This window comes from Calidifontimicrobium sp. SYSU G02091 (assembly GCF_022631395.1).
GTDB classification, from domain to species: domain Bacteria; phylum Pseudomonadota; class Gammaproteobacteria; order Burkholderiales; family Burkholderiaceae_C; genus Calidifontimicrobium; species Calidifontimicrobium sediminis.
This window is the reverse complement of record NZ_JALBGB010000015.1, coordinates 21,167-35,570: the sequence shown is the minus strand read 5'-3', so window position 1 is coordinate 35,570 and position 14,404 is coordinate 21,167. Positions and strand designations below refer to the sequence as shown.

The 14,404-nt window shown below is 70.7% G+C and carries 16 protein-coding genes and 1 tRNA gene; 9 read left to right on the top strand and 8 right to left on the bottom strand.

Annotated elements, in window-relative coordinates:
* Positions 1-230 precede the first annotated feature (230 nt).
* Positions 231-306 (bottom strand) — tRNA-Ala (locus MOJ79_RS10735).
* Positions 307-552: 246 nt separating this feature from the next.
* Here MOJ79_RS10735 and MOJ79_RS10730 point away from each other — a divergent pair.
* The 3 genes from MOJ79_RS10730 to MOJ79_RS10720 all read left to right on the top strand — a co-directional run bounded on the left by MOJ79_RS10730 (position 553) and on the right by MOJ79_RS10720 (position 3,013).
* Complete coding sequence (locus MOJ79_RS10730) at positions 553-972, top strand: rubrerythrin family protein (protein WP_119293462.1); 420 nt, start codon at positions 553-555, stop codon at positions 970-972.
* Between the two features lie 84 nt (positions 973-1,056).
* The gene (locus MOJ79_RS10725; RefSeq protein ID WP_241924162.1) at positions 1,057-2,400 is read left to right on the top strand and encodes a (Fe-S)-binding protein; all 1,344 of its coding nucleotides are present in this window, start codon (positions 1,057-1,059) and stop codon (positions 2,398-2,400) included.
* Positions 2,401-2,434: 34 nt separating this feature from the next.
* Complete coding sequence (locus tag MOJ79_RS10720) at positions 2,435-3,013, top strand: DUF3501 family protein (protein WP_241924161.1); 579 nt, start codon at positions 2,435-2,437, stop codon at positions 3,011-3,013.
* Positions 3,014-3,025: 12 nt separating this feature from the next.
* On the opposite strand, the gene MOJ79_RS10715 is transcribed toward MOJ79_RS10720, so the two are convergent.
* Entirely contained in the window at positions 3,026-4,405 is a 1,380-nt protein-coding gene (locus MOJ79_RS10715) for a M48 family metalloprotease (RefSeq protein ID WP_241924160.1), read from the bottom strand.
* 215 nt (positions 4,406-4,620) lie between these two features.
* Between MOJ79_RS10715 and MOJ79_RS10710 the strand changes: the two genes are divergently transcribed.
* On the top strand, positions 4,621-5,154 hold the full coding sequence (locus MOJ79_RS10710) for a hypothetical protein (protein ID WP_241924159.1): 534 nt from the start codon (positions 4,621-4,623) through the stop codon (positions 5,152-5,154).
* A 12-nt stretch (positions 5,155-5,166) separates the two neighbouring features.
* Here the strand turns inward: MOJ79_RS10710 and MOJ79_RS10705 are convergent, their stop codons facing one another.
* Positions 5,167-5,556 carry a YchJ family protein gene (locus MOJ79_RS10705; RefSeq protein ID WP_241924158.1) on the bottom strand — a complete coding sequence of 130 codons (390 nt, stop codon included), beginning with the start codon at positions 5,554-5,556 and terminating at the stop codon, positions 5,167-5,169.
* A gap of 72 nt (positions 5,557-5,628) precedes the next feature.
* Between MOJ79_RS10705 and MOJ79_RS10700 the strand changes: the two genes are divergently transcribed.
* Positions 5,629-6,567 (top strand): alpha/beta hydrolase, encoded by a 939-nt coding sequence (locus MOJ79_RS10700; protein WP_241924157.1) that lies wholly within the window; start codon positions 5,629-5,631, stop codon positions 6,565-6,567.
* 97 nt (positions 6,568-6,664) lie between these two features.
* On the opposite strand, the gene MOJ79_RS10695 is transcribed toward MOJ79_RS10700, so the two are convergent.
* The 4 genes from MOJ79_RS10695 to MOJ79_RS10680 form a co-directional block, all read right to left on the bottom strand.
* Positions 6,665-6,895, bottom strand: coding sequence for a hypothetical protein (locus MOJ79_RS10695; protein ID WP_241924156.1), 231 nt, complete (start codon positions 6,893-6,895; stop codon positions 6,665-6,667).
* 167 nt (positions 6,896-7,062) lie between these two features.
* Positions 7,063-7,377, bottom strand: coding sequence for a c-type cytochrome (locus tag MOJ79_RS10690; RefSeq protein WP_241924155.1), 315 nt, complete (start codon positions 7,375-7,377; stop codon positions 7,063-7,065).
* 111 nt (positions 7,378-7,488) lie between these two features.
* Positions 7,489-8,421: an ornithine carbamoyltransferase gene (gene argF / locus MOJ79_RS10685; RefSeq protein WP_241924154.1), complete on the bottom strand. Its 933-nt coding sequence runs from the start codon at positions 8,419-8,421 to the stop codon at positions 7,489-7,491.
* Entirely contained in the window at positions 8,418-9,635 is a 1,218-nt protein-coding gene (locus MOJ79_RS10680; protein ID WP_241924153.1) for an aspartate aminotransferase family protein, read from the bottom strand. Before MOJ79_RS10680 ends, argF begins: the two co-directional genes overlap by 4 nt.
* A 172-nt stretch (positions 9,636-9,807) precedes the next feature.
* Here MOJ79_RS10680 and MOJ79_RS10675 point away from each other — a divergent pair, with 172 nt between their 5' ends.
* The gene (locus MOJ79_RS10675) at positions 9,808-10,134 is read left to right on the top strand and encodes a DUF3579 domain-containing protein (RefSeq protein ID WP_241924152.1); all 327 of its coding nucleotides are present in this window, start codon (positions 9,808-9,810) and stop codon (positions 10,132-10,134) included.
* Positions 10,135-10,211: 77 nt separating this feature from the next.
* Here the strand turns inward: MOJ79_RS10675 and rpsT are convergent, their stop codons facing one another.
* Entirely contained in the window at positions 10,212-10,514 is a 303-nt protein-coding gene (gene rpsT, locus MOJ79_RS10670; protein ID WP_119292686.1) for a 30S ribosomal protein S20, read from the bottom strand.
* Between the two features lie 181 nt (positions 10,515-10,695).
* On the opposite strand from rpsT, the gene murJ reads away from it, so the two are divergent.
* From murJ to MOJ79_RS10655, 3 genes are all read left to right on the top strand, one after another.
* Positions 10,696-12,252 carry a murein biosynthesis integral membrane protein MurJ gene (gene murJ / locus MOJ79_RS10665; protein WP_241924151.1) on the top strand — a complete coding sequence of 519 codons (1,557 nt, stop codon included), beginning with the start codon at positions 10,696-10,698 and terminating at the stop codon, positions 12,250-12,252.
* Between the two features lie 33 nt (positions 12,253-12,285).
* On the top strand, positions 12,286-13,155 hold the full coding sequence (locus MOJ79_RS10660; RefSeq protein WP_241924150.1) for a SirB1 family protein: 870 nt from the start codon (positions 12,286-12,288) through the stop codon (positions 13,153-13,155).
* Positions 13,156-13,339: 184 nt separating this feature from the next.
* A complete protein-coding gene (locus MOJ79_RS10655; protein ID WP_241924149.1) occupies positions 13,340-14,401 on the top strand; it encodes an AI-2E family transporter in 1,062 nt (353 codons plus the stop codon).
* Positions 14,402-14,404 lie beyond the last annotated feature (3 nt).

The window sequence follows — 14,404 nt, the reverse complement described above, 5'->3', positions numbered from 1 at the left end:
AAGGCGGCTTCCGCGACGAACAAGCAGCCGGAAACCCGCGCAGTTACAGGGTCAGGTGCGAAGTCCCCCTTCGCAGAAACAGAGAATAGGCGGGAGCAGAGAGAGAAAAAACGCCCGGAACCGGGCTGTCCGGGGCGGTGGCGTCCGTCGCAGCAAGGCCCGAAGCCCCGCCAACTCTGGCGTTCCGGGTAGAAAAAAACCCAACCGAGAGCGGTTGGGTTTTAGGTAAGTGGTGGAGACGAGGAGGATCGAACTCCCGACCTTCGCATTGCGAACGCGACGCTCTCCCAGCTGAGCTACGTCCCCGAAAGACTGACAGTATAGCAGGCGGCGCGCGCAACCTTGTCGCCCGGCTTCTGGTTCAACAGCCCCGCGGACGACCAACGGGCCAATGAGATTAATTATCACTAACAGGTGGATAGCGCCGGTCTATCTGACGCATAGCCGATTCGTATTGGAAGTCGTCACACCAGTGCGGTAACTTTCACCCGTGCTGCCGCGGAGCGACGCCGTCCGGCAGCCGTTCTTGTCACGCCAACCAAGGAGCAAGAGATGGGTTTGAAAGGATCGAAGACCGAGCAGAACCTGAAGGACGCCTTCGCCGGTGAGTCGATGGCGAACCGTCGCTACCTGTACTTCGCCAACAAGGCCGACGTCGAAGGCCAGAACGACGTGGCCGCGCTGTTCCGCTCGACCGCCGAAGGCGAGACGGGCCACGCCCACGGCCACCTCGAGTTCCTCGAGCAGGTCGGTGACCCGGCCACGGGCCTGCCGATCGGCGCGACGCGCGACAACCTGAAGGCCGCCGTCGCCGGCGAGACGCACGAGTACACCGACATGTACCCGGGCATGGCCAAGACGGCGCGCGAGGAAGGTTTCGACGAGATCGCCGACTGGTTCGAGACGCTGGCCAAGGCCGAGCGTTCGCACGCCAACCGCTACCAGAAGGCCCTCGACGCCCTGGTCGACTGACGCTGATCGACGTGCGCTCGGACAAGGGGCCTTCGCGCCCCTTGTTCGCTTCAGAACAACGACGACACCCCCACACGGCACACCATGCGCGAAGGCAACCTCGAGGCCCCGACCCGGCATCCCATCGACTGGAAGAACCCGTCGTTCTATGACGAGGCGGAGACGTTCAAGGAACTCGAGCGGGTGTTCGACATCTGCCACGGTTGCCGGCGCTGCGTCAGCCTGTGCCACAGCTTCCCGACGCTGTTCGACCTGGTGGACGCCACCGACGACGGCGAGCTGCACGGCGTCAAGAAGGAGGACTACTGGAAGGTCGTCGACCAGTGCTACCTCTGCGACCTGTGCTACATGACGAAGTGCCCCTACGTGCCGCCGCACGAGTGGAACCTCGACTTCCCGCACTTGATGCTGCGCGCGAAGGCGATCAAGTTCAAGAAGGGCGAGGTCAAGGCCAGCGAGAAGTTCCTCGCCAGCACCGACGTGCACGGCCAGTTCGCCGGCATCCCGATCGTCGTGCAGGCCGTCAACGCGATCAACAAGACCAAGTTCGCGCGCAAGCAGATGGACTCGGTGCTCGGCGTGCACCCCGACGCATGGATGCCCGGGCTCGGCACCAAGCGCTTCCGCTGGAGCGCCCCGAAGGCGGCGGCCACCGTCGTCACCAACGGCGAGCGCACGCCGGGCAAGGTCGCGATCTTCTCGACCTGCTACGTCAACTACAACGAGCCGGGCATCGGCTTCGACCTGCTGAAGGTCCTGCAGCACAACGAGATCCCGTACGTGATCGTCGAGAAGGAGAAGTGCTGCGGCATGCCCAAGCTCGAGCTCGGCGACCTCGACGCGGTGGCCGCGCACAAGGAAGTCAACATGCCCGTGCTCGCGAAGTACGCGCGCGAGGGCTACGCGATCCTGTCGGCGGTGCCGAGCTGCACGCTGATGTTCAAGCAGGAGCTGCCGCTGATGTTCCCCGACTGCGCCGACACGCAGGCGGTCAAGGAGGCGATGTGGGACCCGTTCGAGTACCTCGTCGCGCGCCACAAGGACGGTTTGCTGAAGACCGACTTCAAGACGGCACTCGGCAAGGTCAGCTACCACATCCCCTGCCACGGCCGCGTGCAGAACATCGGCAAGAAGACCGAGGAGATGCTCAAGCTGATCGGCACCAAGGTCGAGGTCAAGCTCAACACCGTCGAGCGCTGCTCGGGCCACGCCGGCACGTACGGCGTGAAGACGCCGTACCACAAGATCGCGATGAAGATCGGCAAGCCCGTCTTCAAGGCGATGGCCAAGGACGAGCCCGACTACATCGGCAGCGACTGTCCGATGGCCGGTCACCACATCGACCAGGGCATGCGCGAGGCCGGCACGCCGCCGAAGGCAGTGCAGCATCCGCTGAGCCTCGTGCGCATCGCCTACGGCCTGAGCTGAGGCGAACCCCCGCAACCCCGAAAGGAGACCTCCGATGACGCTGACCCGCGACAGCCTCCTGACGCTGGAGGCCTACGCCAAGATCCGCAAGTCCAGCCGCGCGCAGGCGATCGCGCACCGCAGGCTGCGCAGCGTCGCGCTCGGCGACCACGTGACGGTGCAGTTCGAGGACGAGCAGACGATCCGCCGCCAGATCCAGGAGATGCTGCACATCGAGAAGATCTTCGACGAGGAAGGCATCCAGGGCGAGATCGACGCGTACGCGCCGCTGATTCCCGACGGCACGAACTGGAAGGCGACGATGCTGATCGAGTACCCCGACGTCAACGAGCGCAAGCGCGAGCTCGCGCGGCTGATCGGCATCGAGGACCGCATGTTCGTCGAGGTCGAGGGCCACCCGCGCATCTACGCGATCGCCGACGAGGACCTCGACCGCGAGACCGAGGAGAAGACGTCGTCAGTGCACTTCCTGCGCTTCGAGTTCCCGAAGGCGGCGCGCGAGGCGGTGCGTGCCGGCGCGAGCGTCAAGCTCGGCTGCGACCACACCAACTACCCCGCGCACGTGACGATTCCGCCCGAGACGCTGGCCAGTCTGGCCGGCGATTTCAAGTAAACGCGGCGCGCATCAGCGCAGATAGCCCCAGGCGCGCAGCCGCGACGCGGCATACTGCGCCGCCTGGCCCTGCTGCGTGGCGCGCAGGTAAGCGGCGTACTGCTCGGCGGCCGGACGCTGCTGCCCCATCGCCTCGAGCGAGACCCCTTTGAGGAACGTGATGCCCGGGTCGCCGGGCAGCACGCGCTCGTAGGCCTGCAGCTCGTCGAGGGCCGCGGCCGGCTCGCGCTGCGCGAGCTTGAGCGTGGCCGACAGCTTCATCGCCTGGCCCTCGGTCGGGTAGATGCGGCGCGCCGCCTCGGCGTAGCGGCGCGCCTCGGTCAGCTTGCGCTGCGCCTGCAGGCACTGCGCCATGCGCAGGTTGGCCGCGTAGTCGCCGGGGGTGCGGCGCAGCGCCGTGGTGAACTGCTCCTGCGCCGCGCCCCAGTCTTTCCTGGCCATGGCCGTCTCGCCGCGCTGGCAGGCTTCGATCGTCGGCTTGAGCGCGCGCAGCGACGCCGTGCGATCCATGAAGCGCTCGCGCTGCGCACTGGTGCCGCGGGTGGCGGCGTAGCGCGTCTCGGCCAGGCGCTGTGCCGTCTGCACGCGCTCGGCGCTCATCGGGTGCGACGAGAACATCGTCTCGAGCAGGCCGGGCTGGCGCGCGTTCTCGTCGAGCAGCTTGCGGTGCAGTCCGACCATGCCGTCGGCCGGATAGCCGGCGCGCACCATGTATTCCTGCCCGAGGGCGTCGGCCTCGCGCTCGTGCGAGCGCGAGTAGCGCGCCAGCAGCGCGCTGGCGCCGATCTGGCTGCCCAGACCGATCAGCGGCGTCCAGTCGGAATCGGTGGCGGCCGCGCCGATCGTCAGTCCCATCACCGCGGCCTGCGCCAGCAGCGCCTGACCCTGCTGCTGCGCAGTGTGGCGGGCATTGACGTGCGCGAGCTCGTGGCCGAGCAGCGCGGCGAGCTCGGCCTCGCTGTCGAGCTCGACGAGGATGCCGCGCGTGACACCGACCGACCCGGCGGGGAAGGTGTACGCGTTGACGTAGTTCGCGTTGAGCACGCGGTAGCTGTAGGACACGTCGCGCCGGTGCGCCTGCGCGTCGAGCCGCGCGCCCACGTCGGCGACGTAGGCGTTGACCGGCGTATCCTGGATCGCGCCGAGGTCCTGCGAGAACTGGTGCGGCGACTGCCGGCGGTCGATCTCGCGTTCGTCGTCGGGCGTCAGCCCGGCCAGGATGCGCTCACCGGTGACCGGCGACGTCGCGCAGCCCGTCAGCGCCGGCGCGGCCACGGCCGCGCCGAACAGCCACAGCGAGTCGCGCCGCGTGAGCCGCCCCTGGCGCAGGCGGCATGCGAAGGCTTCGGCGGGCGGGGCGCGCCGTGCGGATCGGGCGGTGCGCGGGGCCATGGACGCAGATCGGGGAGGGCGGCGGTGGCGGTCTCGTCGGCCGATTCTAGGCAGCGGTGCGGGTCTGGCACGTGTCGGCGCTGCAGTGGCGGCCGCGCCACATCTTCACGGTCCGCCACCCAACCGAGGGACTGACGGCACATCCGGTGCGCTCGAAAAATGCATGACATGTTCGCGCGGCACGATGCCGAAGCGGCAAGCGCAGGAGATCGGCGATGACGCACACCCTCAACGTCGGTGCCCCGTCCCGGTTCGTCACCGTGACGGCCTGGGTCTTCATCGTGCTGGCAGGGCTGGCCAGCGTGTGGGCGCTGCTGCAGCATGCGGCGGTGATCTCGCTGGCGACGGGGACCGTGCCCGGCAGCGCGACGCCGTGGATGACCGGCTGGCTGCTCGCGTATGCGCCGTGGGTGCTCGGTGCCGGTCTGGTGCTGTCGGTGGCCACGCTGGCGGCAGCGGTCGGCCTGCTGTGGCGCCTCGACTGGGCGCGGCGTGTCTTCATCGGGCTGCTCGTGCTGGCCGCGGTCGCGAACGTGCTCGGGCTGTGGATCCAGCACGAGGTGGTGGAGTCGCTGGTGCAGAGCACGCTGCAGCGTGCGCCGCTGCCGCCACAGGCGGCCGACGTGTTCGGCGGCTTCGTCACGGCGGCGCGGCTGCTCGCCGCGGCGCTGACGCTGGGCGCGTGCGCGCTGCTGGTGTGGATCATCCGCCGCCTGATGTCGCCGGCGGTGCGGCAGGAATTCGCCTGACGCGTCGCAGCGTCAGCGCACGTCGCCGTCGACGTAGTACCAGCGCCCGTCCTCGCGCACGAAGCGGCTCGTCTCGTGCAGGCGCTGGCCGCGCCCGTGCAGCCGGCTGCGCGCGACGAACTCGACCGTCGCGTGATCGGCGTCGAGCACCGTGTGGCGGCGTACCTCGAGACCGAGCCACTTGACCTGCGGTTCGGGCAGCGGGATCGGGTCGGGACGCCGGCTCGGGTGCCAGGTGGCGGCGAGGTAGTCCGGCAGGCCGAGCACGTAGGCGCTGTAGCGCGAGCGCATCAGCGCCTCGGCGGTGGGCGCCTGCAGGTGCTCGGCGCCGGCATGCCAGCGGCCGCAGCAGCGCGCGTAGGGCAGCGCACTGCCGCAAGGGCAGGGGGCGTGGGGATCCATCGCCCGCGATCATCGCCGAAGCGACACCGCCCTACACTGTGTCGCGCCCTTCGCCACCGCCAGCGACCCGTCATGCTCGACCCGCAAGCCCGTGCCTTGATCGACCTGCTGACCGCCCGCGCGATCCCGCCCGTGCACACGCTCACGCCGGCCGACGCGCGCCGCTATTACCGCGAGCGGCGCTTCTTCACCCAGCCCGATCCGCCGCCGGTCGCGTCGACACAGGACCTGCAGGCCGACGGGCCGCACGGTGCGATCCCGCTGCGCGTCTATCGCCCGGCCGGCACGGCGCCCGACGCCGTGCTACCGGTGCTGGTGTACTTCCACGGCGGTGGCTGGACGATCGGCGACCTCGACACGCACGACGTGCTGTGCCGCGACCTCGCCAACGGCAGTGGCTGCGCCGTCGTCTCGGTCGACTACCGCCTGGGGCCGGAGTACCCCTTTCCGGCTGCGGTCGACGACTGCGTCGCGGCCACGCGCTGGGTGGGGGCGAACGCGGCGGCGCTGCGCGTCGACGCGCGCCGGCTCGCGGTCGGCGGCGACAGCGCCGGCGGCAACCTGGCCGCCGTCGTGTGCCTGGTGCTGCGCGACGCCGGCGACGCGCTGCCGGCGTTCCAGCTGCTGATCTATCCGGCCACCGACATGCGCGCCGTCGCGCCGTCGCACACGACGAACGCGCAGGGTTACGTGTTGACGGCCGACAGCATCGCGTACTACCGCGGCCACTACATCGCCGATCCGGCCCAGTGGAGCGACTGGCGCGCTTCGCCGCTGCTGGCCGGCGACCACAGCCGGCTGCCGCCGGCGCTCGTCATCACCGCCGGCTTCGACCCGCTGCGCGACGAGGGCCGGCAGTACGCCGATGCGCTGTCGGGGGCGGGCACGAAGGCCGAGTACGTGTGCTTCGAGCGCCAGATCCACGGCTTCATCACGATGGGGCGGGTGATCGACGAGGCGAACACGGCGGTGGCGCTCTGTGCCGCCGTGTTGCGGCGCGCGCTCGCCTGAGGGTCGCGGCGGCGCGCAGCCGCTGAGCGGGCGCTACGGACGGCGAGGGCGGCTGGTGGCTGCACGGCCGGTTCGGCTGAACCGGCGCGCCACCGGCTCAGGCCGGGCGCTCGATGTCGCCGCCTTCGCTGCGGTCGGCGTCGGTCTCGCCGGCGTCAGGGGTGTCGGCGCGTTCGTCGCTGTCGTCGTCGGTGGCGTCGCCGGGCAGCGTACCGCCCGCCGCGCCCGCGGCCTTGCGTGCGCGCTTCTCGGCTTCCTTTTCTTCCTTCTTCTTCTTCTTGGCCAGTTCGCGTTGCCGCTTCTCGAATGAATAGTTGGGCTTGGCCATGCAGCGGGTGTTCCTCGTGGTCGGTGAAGGGATCGACGACCGGATGCCGCCGAGCCCTATTGTGACGGCAGCGCCGCCGCTGGCGAGTCCCGGCGGCGGCACGCCCGCGTGAACCCCCGCTGGTCGCGCCGAGACCGCCGCTGCACGGCGTCCCTTGGCGGCCGCCGTCAGCGCGTCGCGGGGGCGGGCGGCAGCACCGCGACGGGACGCTCGGGCCGCTTGAAGCGGTAGAAACGCTCGTTGAGGAAGCGCGCGACTTCGTCGATGTCGTCGTCGCTCCAGTTGAGCTGGTTGTTGCCCTGCCACAGACGCACCTGCGCACGCAGGCTCGCCCAGTCGGTGGCGCGGCGGTTCGCGCGCCAGTGCATCTGCGTCGTGTGGCAGCCGATGCAGTGCAACTCGTACAGCGCCTGGCCGCGCGAGGGTGCCGCTGCGGACTGCGCGAGGCTCGTACCCGCAGCGAGCGCGAAGGTCATGGCCATCAGGGGGCAGCGCAGCTTCATCGTCGAGGCGAGGTCAGGCAGGCCCACAGGCTAACCGAACGTCGCGGCACCGTCCACGCGCGCGCTTGCGCAGGATCAGCGAATGCACTGTCAGCCGATGCGTCCGAGCAGCAGGTACTCCATCAGTACCTTCTGCACGTGCATGCGGTTTTCGGCCTCGTCCCAGACGACGGACTGCGGGCCGTCGATCACGTCGGCGGCGACTTCCTCGCCGCGGTGCGCCGGCAGGCAGTGCATGAACAGCGCGTCGGGCCGCGCGACGGCCATCATCTCGGCGTCGACGCACCAGTCGGCGAAGGCCTTGCGGCGTGCCTCGCTCTCGGCCTCGAAGCCCATGCTGGTCCACACGTCGGTCGTCACCAGGTGCGCGCCGCGGCAGGCGTCCATCGGGTCCTTGAACACCCGGAAGCACGACGTGTCGCGGATACCGGCCACCTGCGGGTCGACCTCGTAGCCGCTGGGCGTGCTCACGTGCACCGTGAAGCCGAGGATCTCGGCCGCCTGCAGCCAGGTGTTGGCCATGTTGTTGCCGTCGCCGACCCACGCGACGACCTTGCCGCGGATGTCGCCGCGGTGCTCGATGAACGTGAACACGTCGGCCAGGATCTGGCACGGGTGGAACTCGTTGGTCAGCCCGTTGATGACCGGCACGCGCGAGTGCGCCGCGAAGCGCTCGAGCTTGGCCTGCTCGTAGGTGCGGATCATCACGAGGTCGACCATGCGGCTGATCACGCGTGCGGTGTCCTCGATCGGCTCGGCGCGGCCGAGCTGGCTGTCGCCGGTGGTCAGGTGCACGACCGAGCCGCCCATCTGGTACATGCCGGCCTCGAAGCTCACGCGCGTGCGCGTGCTGGCCTTCTCGAAGATCATCGCCAGCGTGCGGTCGGCGAGCGGGTGGTACTTCTCGTAGTTCTTGAAGCGCTGCTTGATGATGCGCGCGCGCTCGAACAGGTACGCGTACTCCTCGGCGCGGAAGTCCTTGAACTGCAGGTAGTGCTTCATCAGGCTCGGCCCGGGCTTCATGCGGCGGTGGACGAGAGGAAGGCGCGCACCAGCGGCGCGAGGATCGCAACGACCTGCGCCGCCTCGGCCTCGGTCATGACGAGCGGCGGCACGAGGCGGATCACGCGCTCGGCGGTCACGCTGATCAGCAGGCCGGCCTCCATCGCCTGCTGCAGCAGCGCGCCGCACGGGCGGTCGAGCTCGACGCCGATCATCAGCCCCTGGCCGCGGATCTCGACGACGCCAGGCTGCGCGCCGAGCTCGCGCTCGAGCGCGGCCTTCAGCGCGGCACCGACGCGCGCGGCGTTCTCCAGCAGGCCGTCCTCTTCCATGATGCGCAGCGTCTCGACGCCGGCGCGCATCGCCAGCGGGTTGCCGCCGAACGTCGTGCCGTGGTTGCCCGGCTGCAGCACGTGGGCGGCGCGCGGGCCGCAGACGACGGCGCCCACCGGCACGCCCGAGCCCAGCCCCTTGGCCAGCGGCATCACGTCGGGGCGGATGCCGGCCCACTGGTGCGCGAACCACCGGCCGGTGCGCCCGATCCCGCTCTGTACCTCGTCGAGCATCAGCAGCCAGTCGTGCCGGTCGCACACGGCGCGCAGCTGCTGCAGGTAGTCGGCGCGCGCCGGGTTGATGCCGCCTTCGCCCTGGATCGTCTCGAGGAACACGGCCACCACGTTCGGCCGCGTGCGCGCGACCTGCTCGATCGCGGCGAGGTCGTTCAGCGGCACGCGCACGAAGCCCTCGACGAGCGGGCCGAAGCCGGCCTGCACCTTCGGGTTGCCGGTGGCCGACAGCGTCGCGAGCGAGCGGCCGTGGAACGCCTTCTCGTAGACGACGATCTCGGGCCGCTCGATACCCTTGTCGTGGCCGAACTTGCGCGCGATCTTCAGCGCCGCCTCGTTGGCCTCGAGCCCGCTGTTGCAGAAGAAGACGTTGGTCAGCCCCGACAGCTGCACCAGCTTCGCCGCGAGCTGCTCCTGCAGCGGGATGCGGTAGTAGTTCGACGTGTGGATCAGCTTGCCGATCTGGTCCTGCAGCACCGGCACCAGCTTCGGGTGCGCGTGGCCGAGCGTGTTGACGGCGATGCCGCCGAGCGCGTCGAGGTACTCGCGGCCCTCGGTGTCCCACACGCGGCAGCCGCGGCCGTGCGTGAGCGCGATCGGCAGCCGGCCGTAGGTGTTCATCAGCGGCGAGACCGCGGCCGGGGCCGCGACGGACTCGGGGGCGTTCATCGGCGCTCTCCAGAAAAGACAAGGGCCGGACGCGTCGACGAAAGTCGCCTCGCGTGCCGACCTGTGCGCATTCTAGGCGAGCGCTGTCGCGCCGGCGGCATGCTGCGACGCAGCACTTCGCGGGCACAATCGCGTTCGCCGCGCGAGCGCGTGCGGCCCGATCACCCCGTCGATGTCATCCCCGCCATCCCGACCCCGTCAGCTCATCATCCGCGGCATCACGCGCGGCGGACGCGCGTTCCGTCCGAGCGACTGGGCCGAGCGGCTGTGCGGCGTGATGTCGCCGTACCGCCCGGGCGGCGCGCGCACCGGTGTCGGCGCGCACATCGGCTATTCGCCGCTGTGCATTCCGCGGGTGATCGACGGCGTGAAGTGCGTGATCGTCAGCGAGGCGCTGCGCGACGTCGAGCCGATGGCGTGGGACTTCGTCGTCAACTTCGCGCGCGACAACGAACTGCAGACCGTCGAGGGCCCGCTGCCGCCCGACGTGGCGGCGTAGGCGACGCCGTCGGGCGCCGAAAAGGCGAAGGGCCTGCAGCGCAGGCCCTTCGTCGTTTCCACCGGTCGTCGAGCGGATCAGGCGGCAGTCGCCAGCGCCTTGACCTTGGCCGCCAGGCGGCTCTTGTGACGCGCCGCCTTGTTCTTGTGGAAGATGCCCTTGTCGGCGATCTTGTCGATCACGCTCTGCGCCGTCTGGAACAGCTCGGTGGCCTTGGCCTTGTCGCCGGCGGCGACCGCCTTCTGCACGTTCTTGATCACGGTGCGAAAGCGCGAGCGCAGCGCCGTGTTCGCGGCGTTGAGCTTGACGTCCTGGCGGGCACGCTTGCGCCCCGAGGCGATGCGTACCGTCTTCTTCTTGGCGCGGGAGGAGGTGGCCATGCTGCAGGGGGTCGATGGTGGAAAGCCGCGTATTCTAGCACGACGCCGAGCGGCCGCCGCGGGGCCCGCCAGCGGCGCCGCTGGCGCTTCCTATAATCCGACGCCGCCCGCCACGATCTGCCGCCTTGCCGCCGCCTGCCCGCGATTGCGCCGACCGCCCGTGCCCGCGCGGTGCATCGCGATGAACCTGCTCAAGGCCGCCTCCACCGTCTCGCTGCTCACGCTCGCGTCGCGCGTCACAGGGCTGGTGCGCGAGCAGCTGATCGCGGCCACGTTCGGCGCCAGTGCAGGCACCGACGCGTTCAACGTCGCGTTCCGCATTCCCAACCTGCTGCGCCGCCTGTTCGCCGAAGGCGCGTTCTCGCAGGCCTTCGTGCCGATCCTGGCCGCGGCGCGCGAGCGCGACGGCGACGCGGCCACGCACGCGCTCGTCGACGCGGTGGGCACCGTGCTGCTGTGGGCGCTGCTCGCGACGTCGATCGTCGGCATCGTCGCCGCGCCGGTGTTCGTGTGGCTGATGGCCGCCGGGCTGGCGCGCTTCGACGACGCCGTCGTGATGACGCGCATCATGTTCCCGTACATCGCGTGCATGTCGCTGGTGGCACTGTCGGCGGGGATCCTCAACACGTGGAAGCGCTTCGCGGTGCCGGCGGCCACCCCGGTGCTGCTGAACCTCGCGGTCATCGCCGCCGCCTGGGGGCTGGCGCCGCGCTTCGCCGGCTGGGGGTGGGAGCCGATCCACGCACTGGCGGTCGGCGTGATGGGCGGCGGCGTGCTGCAGCTGGCGGTGCAGTGGCCGGCGCTCAGGCGCATCGGCGTCGTGCCGCGCTTCGGGCTGACGGTCGGGCGGCTGCGTGCCGCTTGGCACCACCCCGGCGTGCGGCGCGTGCTGCGCCAGATGGCGCCGGCCGTGCTCGGCGTGTCGGTGGCGCAGCTGTCGCTGCTGATCAACACGCAGATCGCGTCGCATGTCGGCGTCGGCGCGGTGTCGTGGCTGACCTACGCCGACCGGCTGATGGAGTTTCCGACCGCGCTGCTCGGCGTTGCGCTCGGCGTCGTGCTGCTGCCGCAGCTGTCGGCGGTGCAGGCGCGCGACGACATGGCCGGCTACTCCGATCTGCTCGACTGGGGCCTGCGCCTGGTGCTGCTGCTCGCGCTGCCGAGCGCGGCGGCGCTGCTCGTGTTCCCGCAGGCGCTGATCGCCGTGCTGTACCACTACGGCCAGTTCACGCCGCGCGACGTCGAGCAGACGGTGTGGGCGCTGCGCGGCTATGGCGTCGGTCTGCTGGGGCTGATCGCCGTCAAGGTGCTCGCGCCGGGCTTCTACGCGCGGCAGGACATCCGCACGCCGGTCAAGATCGCCGTCGTCGTGCTCGTCGCGACGCAGGCGATGAACGCCGTGTTCGTGCCGCTGTTCGGCCACGCCGGGCTGGCGCTGTCGATCGGGCTGGGGGCGCTCGTCAACGCGACGTGGCTCTTCGTCGGCCTGCGGCGGCGCGGGCTGTACCGGCCGGCGCCGGGGTGGGGCGTGTTCGCGCTGCGCGTGGCGGTGGCCACGGCGCTGCTCGCCGCGGCGCTGGCCTGGGCCGCGCACGGCATCGACTGGATCGCGCTGCGCGCGCAGCCGTGGCAGCGCGCCGGGGCACTCGCGCTCGTGATCGGCGGCGTCGCGGCCTTGTACTTCGCGACGCTGATGGCCACCGGGCTGCGGCTGCGGGCCTTCCTGCGTCGCGGCTGACGGCACCCGCCGCTCCCGCATAGACTGCGCGCAATGAGCGAGCCGATCCGCTTCGAGGCGCCCACACCGCTGGGCTACTTCGCCAGCCTCGTGGCCGACGACGCGGGCTTTGCCCTGTTCGAAGCCGCGGTCTCGATCGCGCAGGACGAGTACCCGCAGCTCGACCCGCTGGCCGTGATGGCGGAAGTCGACGCGCTGGCCGAGCGCGTGCGCCGGCGCCTGCCCGCCGATGCGTCGGCGCTGCAAAAGCTGCGCGTGCTCAACCGCTTCTTCTTCCAGGAGCTGGGCTTCGCCGGCAACGTCAACGACTACTACGACCCGCGCAACAGCTACCTCAACGACGTGCTCGCGCGCCGGCGCGGCATCCCGATCTCGCTGGCGGTGCTGTACATCGAGATCGCGACGCAGGTCGGCCTGGTGGCGCGCGGCGTGTCGTTTCCCGGGCACTTCCTCGTCAAGCTGCGCATGCCGCGCGGCGAGGTCGTCATCGACCCGTTCAACGGCCGCTCGCTGTCGCGCGAGGAGCTCGACGAGCGCCTGATGCCGTACCGCCGCCAGCACGGGCTGGTGGGCGACGACGACGTGCCGCTGGGCCTGTTCCTGCAGGCCGCGCCGCCGCGCGACGTCGTCGCGCGCATGCTGCGCAACCTGAAAGAGATCCACCGCACCGCCGAGGACTGGCCGCGGCTGCTCGCGGTGCAGCAGCGCCTCGTCGTGCTGCTGCCGCAGGCGTGGGAGGAGCGGCGCGACCGCGCGCTGACGCTGGCCGAGATCGGCCGCTACGCCGAGGCGGCCGACGACCTCGAGGTCTACCTCGCGCGCTGCCCGCGCGCCGACGACGCGCGCGCGTTGCGCGCGCGCCTGCTCGAACTGCGCCGCCAGGGCCAGCCGCGGCTGCACTGAGGGTCGCACTGCCGACGGCAGCGCCGGTCGCGGCCGCGGCGCGAGGGAGCACGCGGGGCATCGTGCCCCGCCGCCTACACGCACGCGGGGCATCGCGCCCCGCCGCCTACAATTTGGGCGCACGCGCTCTGCGTGCGCGCGCCGCCTGCCGCATGCCACTTCCGCGACGCCACCGTCGCCGCCGATGACCCCGAGCCCGTCCCGTCGCCAAACCCTCAGCTGGATCGCGCTGGCCGCCGTCGCGGCCGCGCTGCTGTGGCTGCTGGCGCCGGTGCTGACGCCGTTCATCGTCGCCGCGGTGCTCGCCTACGCGCTGCAGCCGCTCGTCGAGGCGCTGGCCGCACGGCGCTGGCCGCGCGTGCTGGCGGTGCTGCTCGTCGAGACGCTGGCCGTCGTCGCGGTGCTCGCGCTGCTGCTGCTGCTCGTGCCCGTGATCGCCAAGGAGGTGCCGCTGCTGCGCGAGCAGATCCCGCAGCTGGCTGCGCGCTTCAACGAGCACGTGACGCCGTGGCTCGCGCAGTACGGCGTTGAGTTCCGCCTCGACACGGCCAGCGTGAAGGACCTCGCGGCGCGCCTGTTCGGCGGCCAGGTCGAGGACTGGGTCGCCACGCTGCTCGAGTCGGCGCGCATCGGCGGCAGCTTCTTGCTCACGCTGGTCGGCAACGCGGTGCTGATCCCGGTCGTGCTGTTCTTCCTGCTGATGGACTGGCCGCAACTCGTCGAGCGCGTGCGCCAGCTGATCCCGCCGCGGCTGCGGCCGCAGGCGATCGACTTCGTCGCCGAGTGCGACGCGCTGCTCGGCCAGTACCTGCGCGGCCAGCTGCTGGTGATGCTGATCCTGGCCGTCTACTACTCGGCGGGGCTCGCGCTGTTCGGCTTCGACCTCGCGCTGCCGGTGGGCGTGTTCACCGGGCTCGCGGTGTTCATCCCGTACCTGGGTTTCGGGCTCGGGCTGTTGCTGGCCCTGCTCAGCGGGCTGCTGCAGTTCGCCGGCTGGCACGCCGTCGTCGCGGTGGCGGTGGTCTACGGGCTGGGCCAGCTGATCGAGAGCTTCCTGCTCACGCCGTACCTGGTCGGCGAGCGCATCGGGCTGAACCCGCTGGCGGTGATCTTCGCGCTGCTCGCGTTCGGTCACCTGTTCGGCTTCGTCGGCGTGCTGGTCGCGCTGCCGCTGAGCGCGGTCACGCTCGTCGCGCTGCGGCGGCTGCGCGGCATGTATGTCGCGAGCCGCCTGTACACCGGGTGAGGG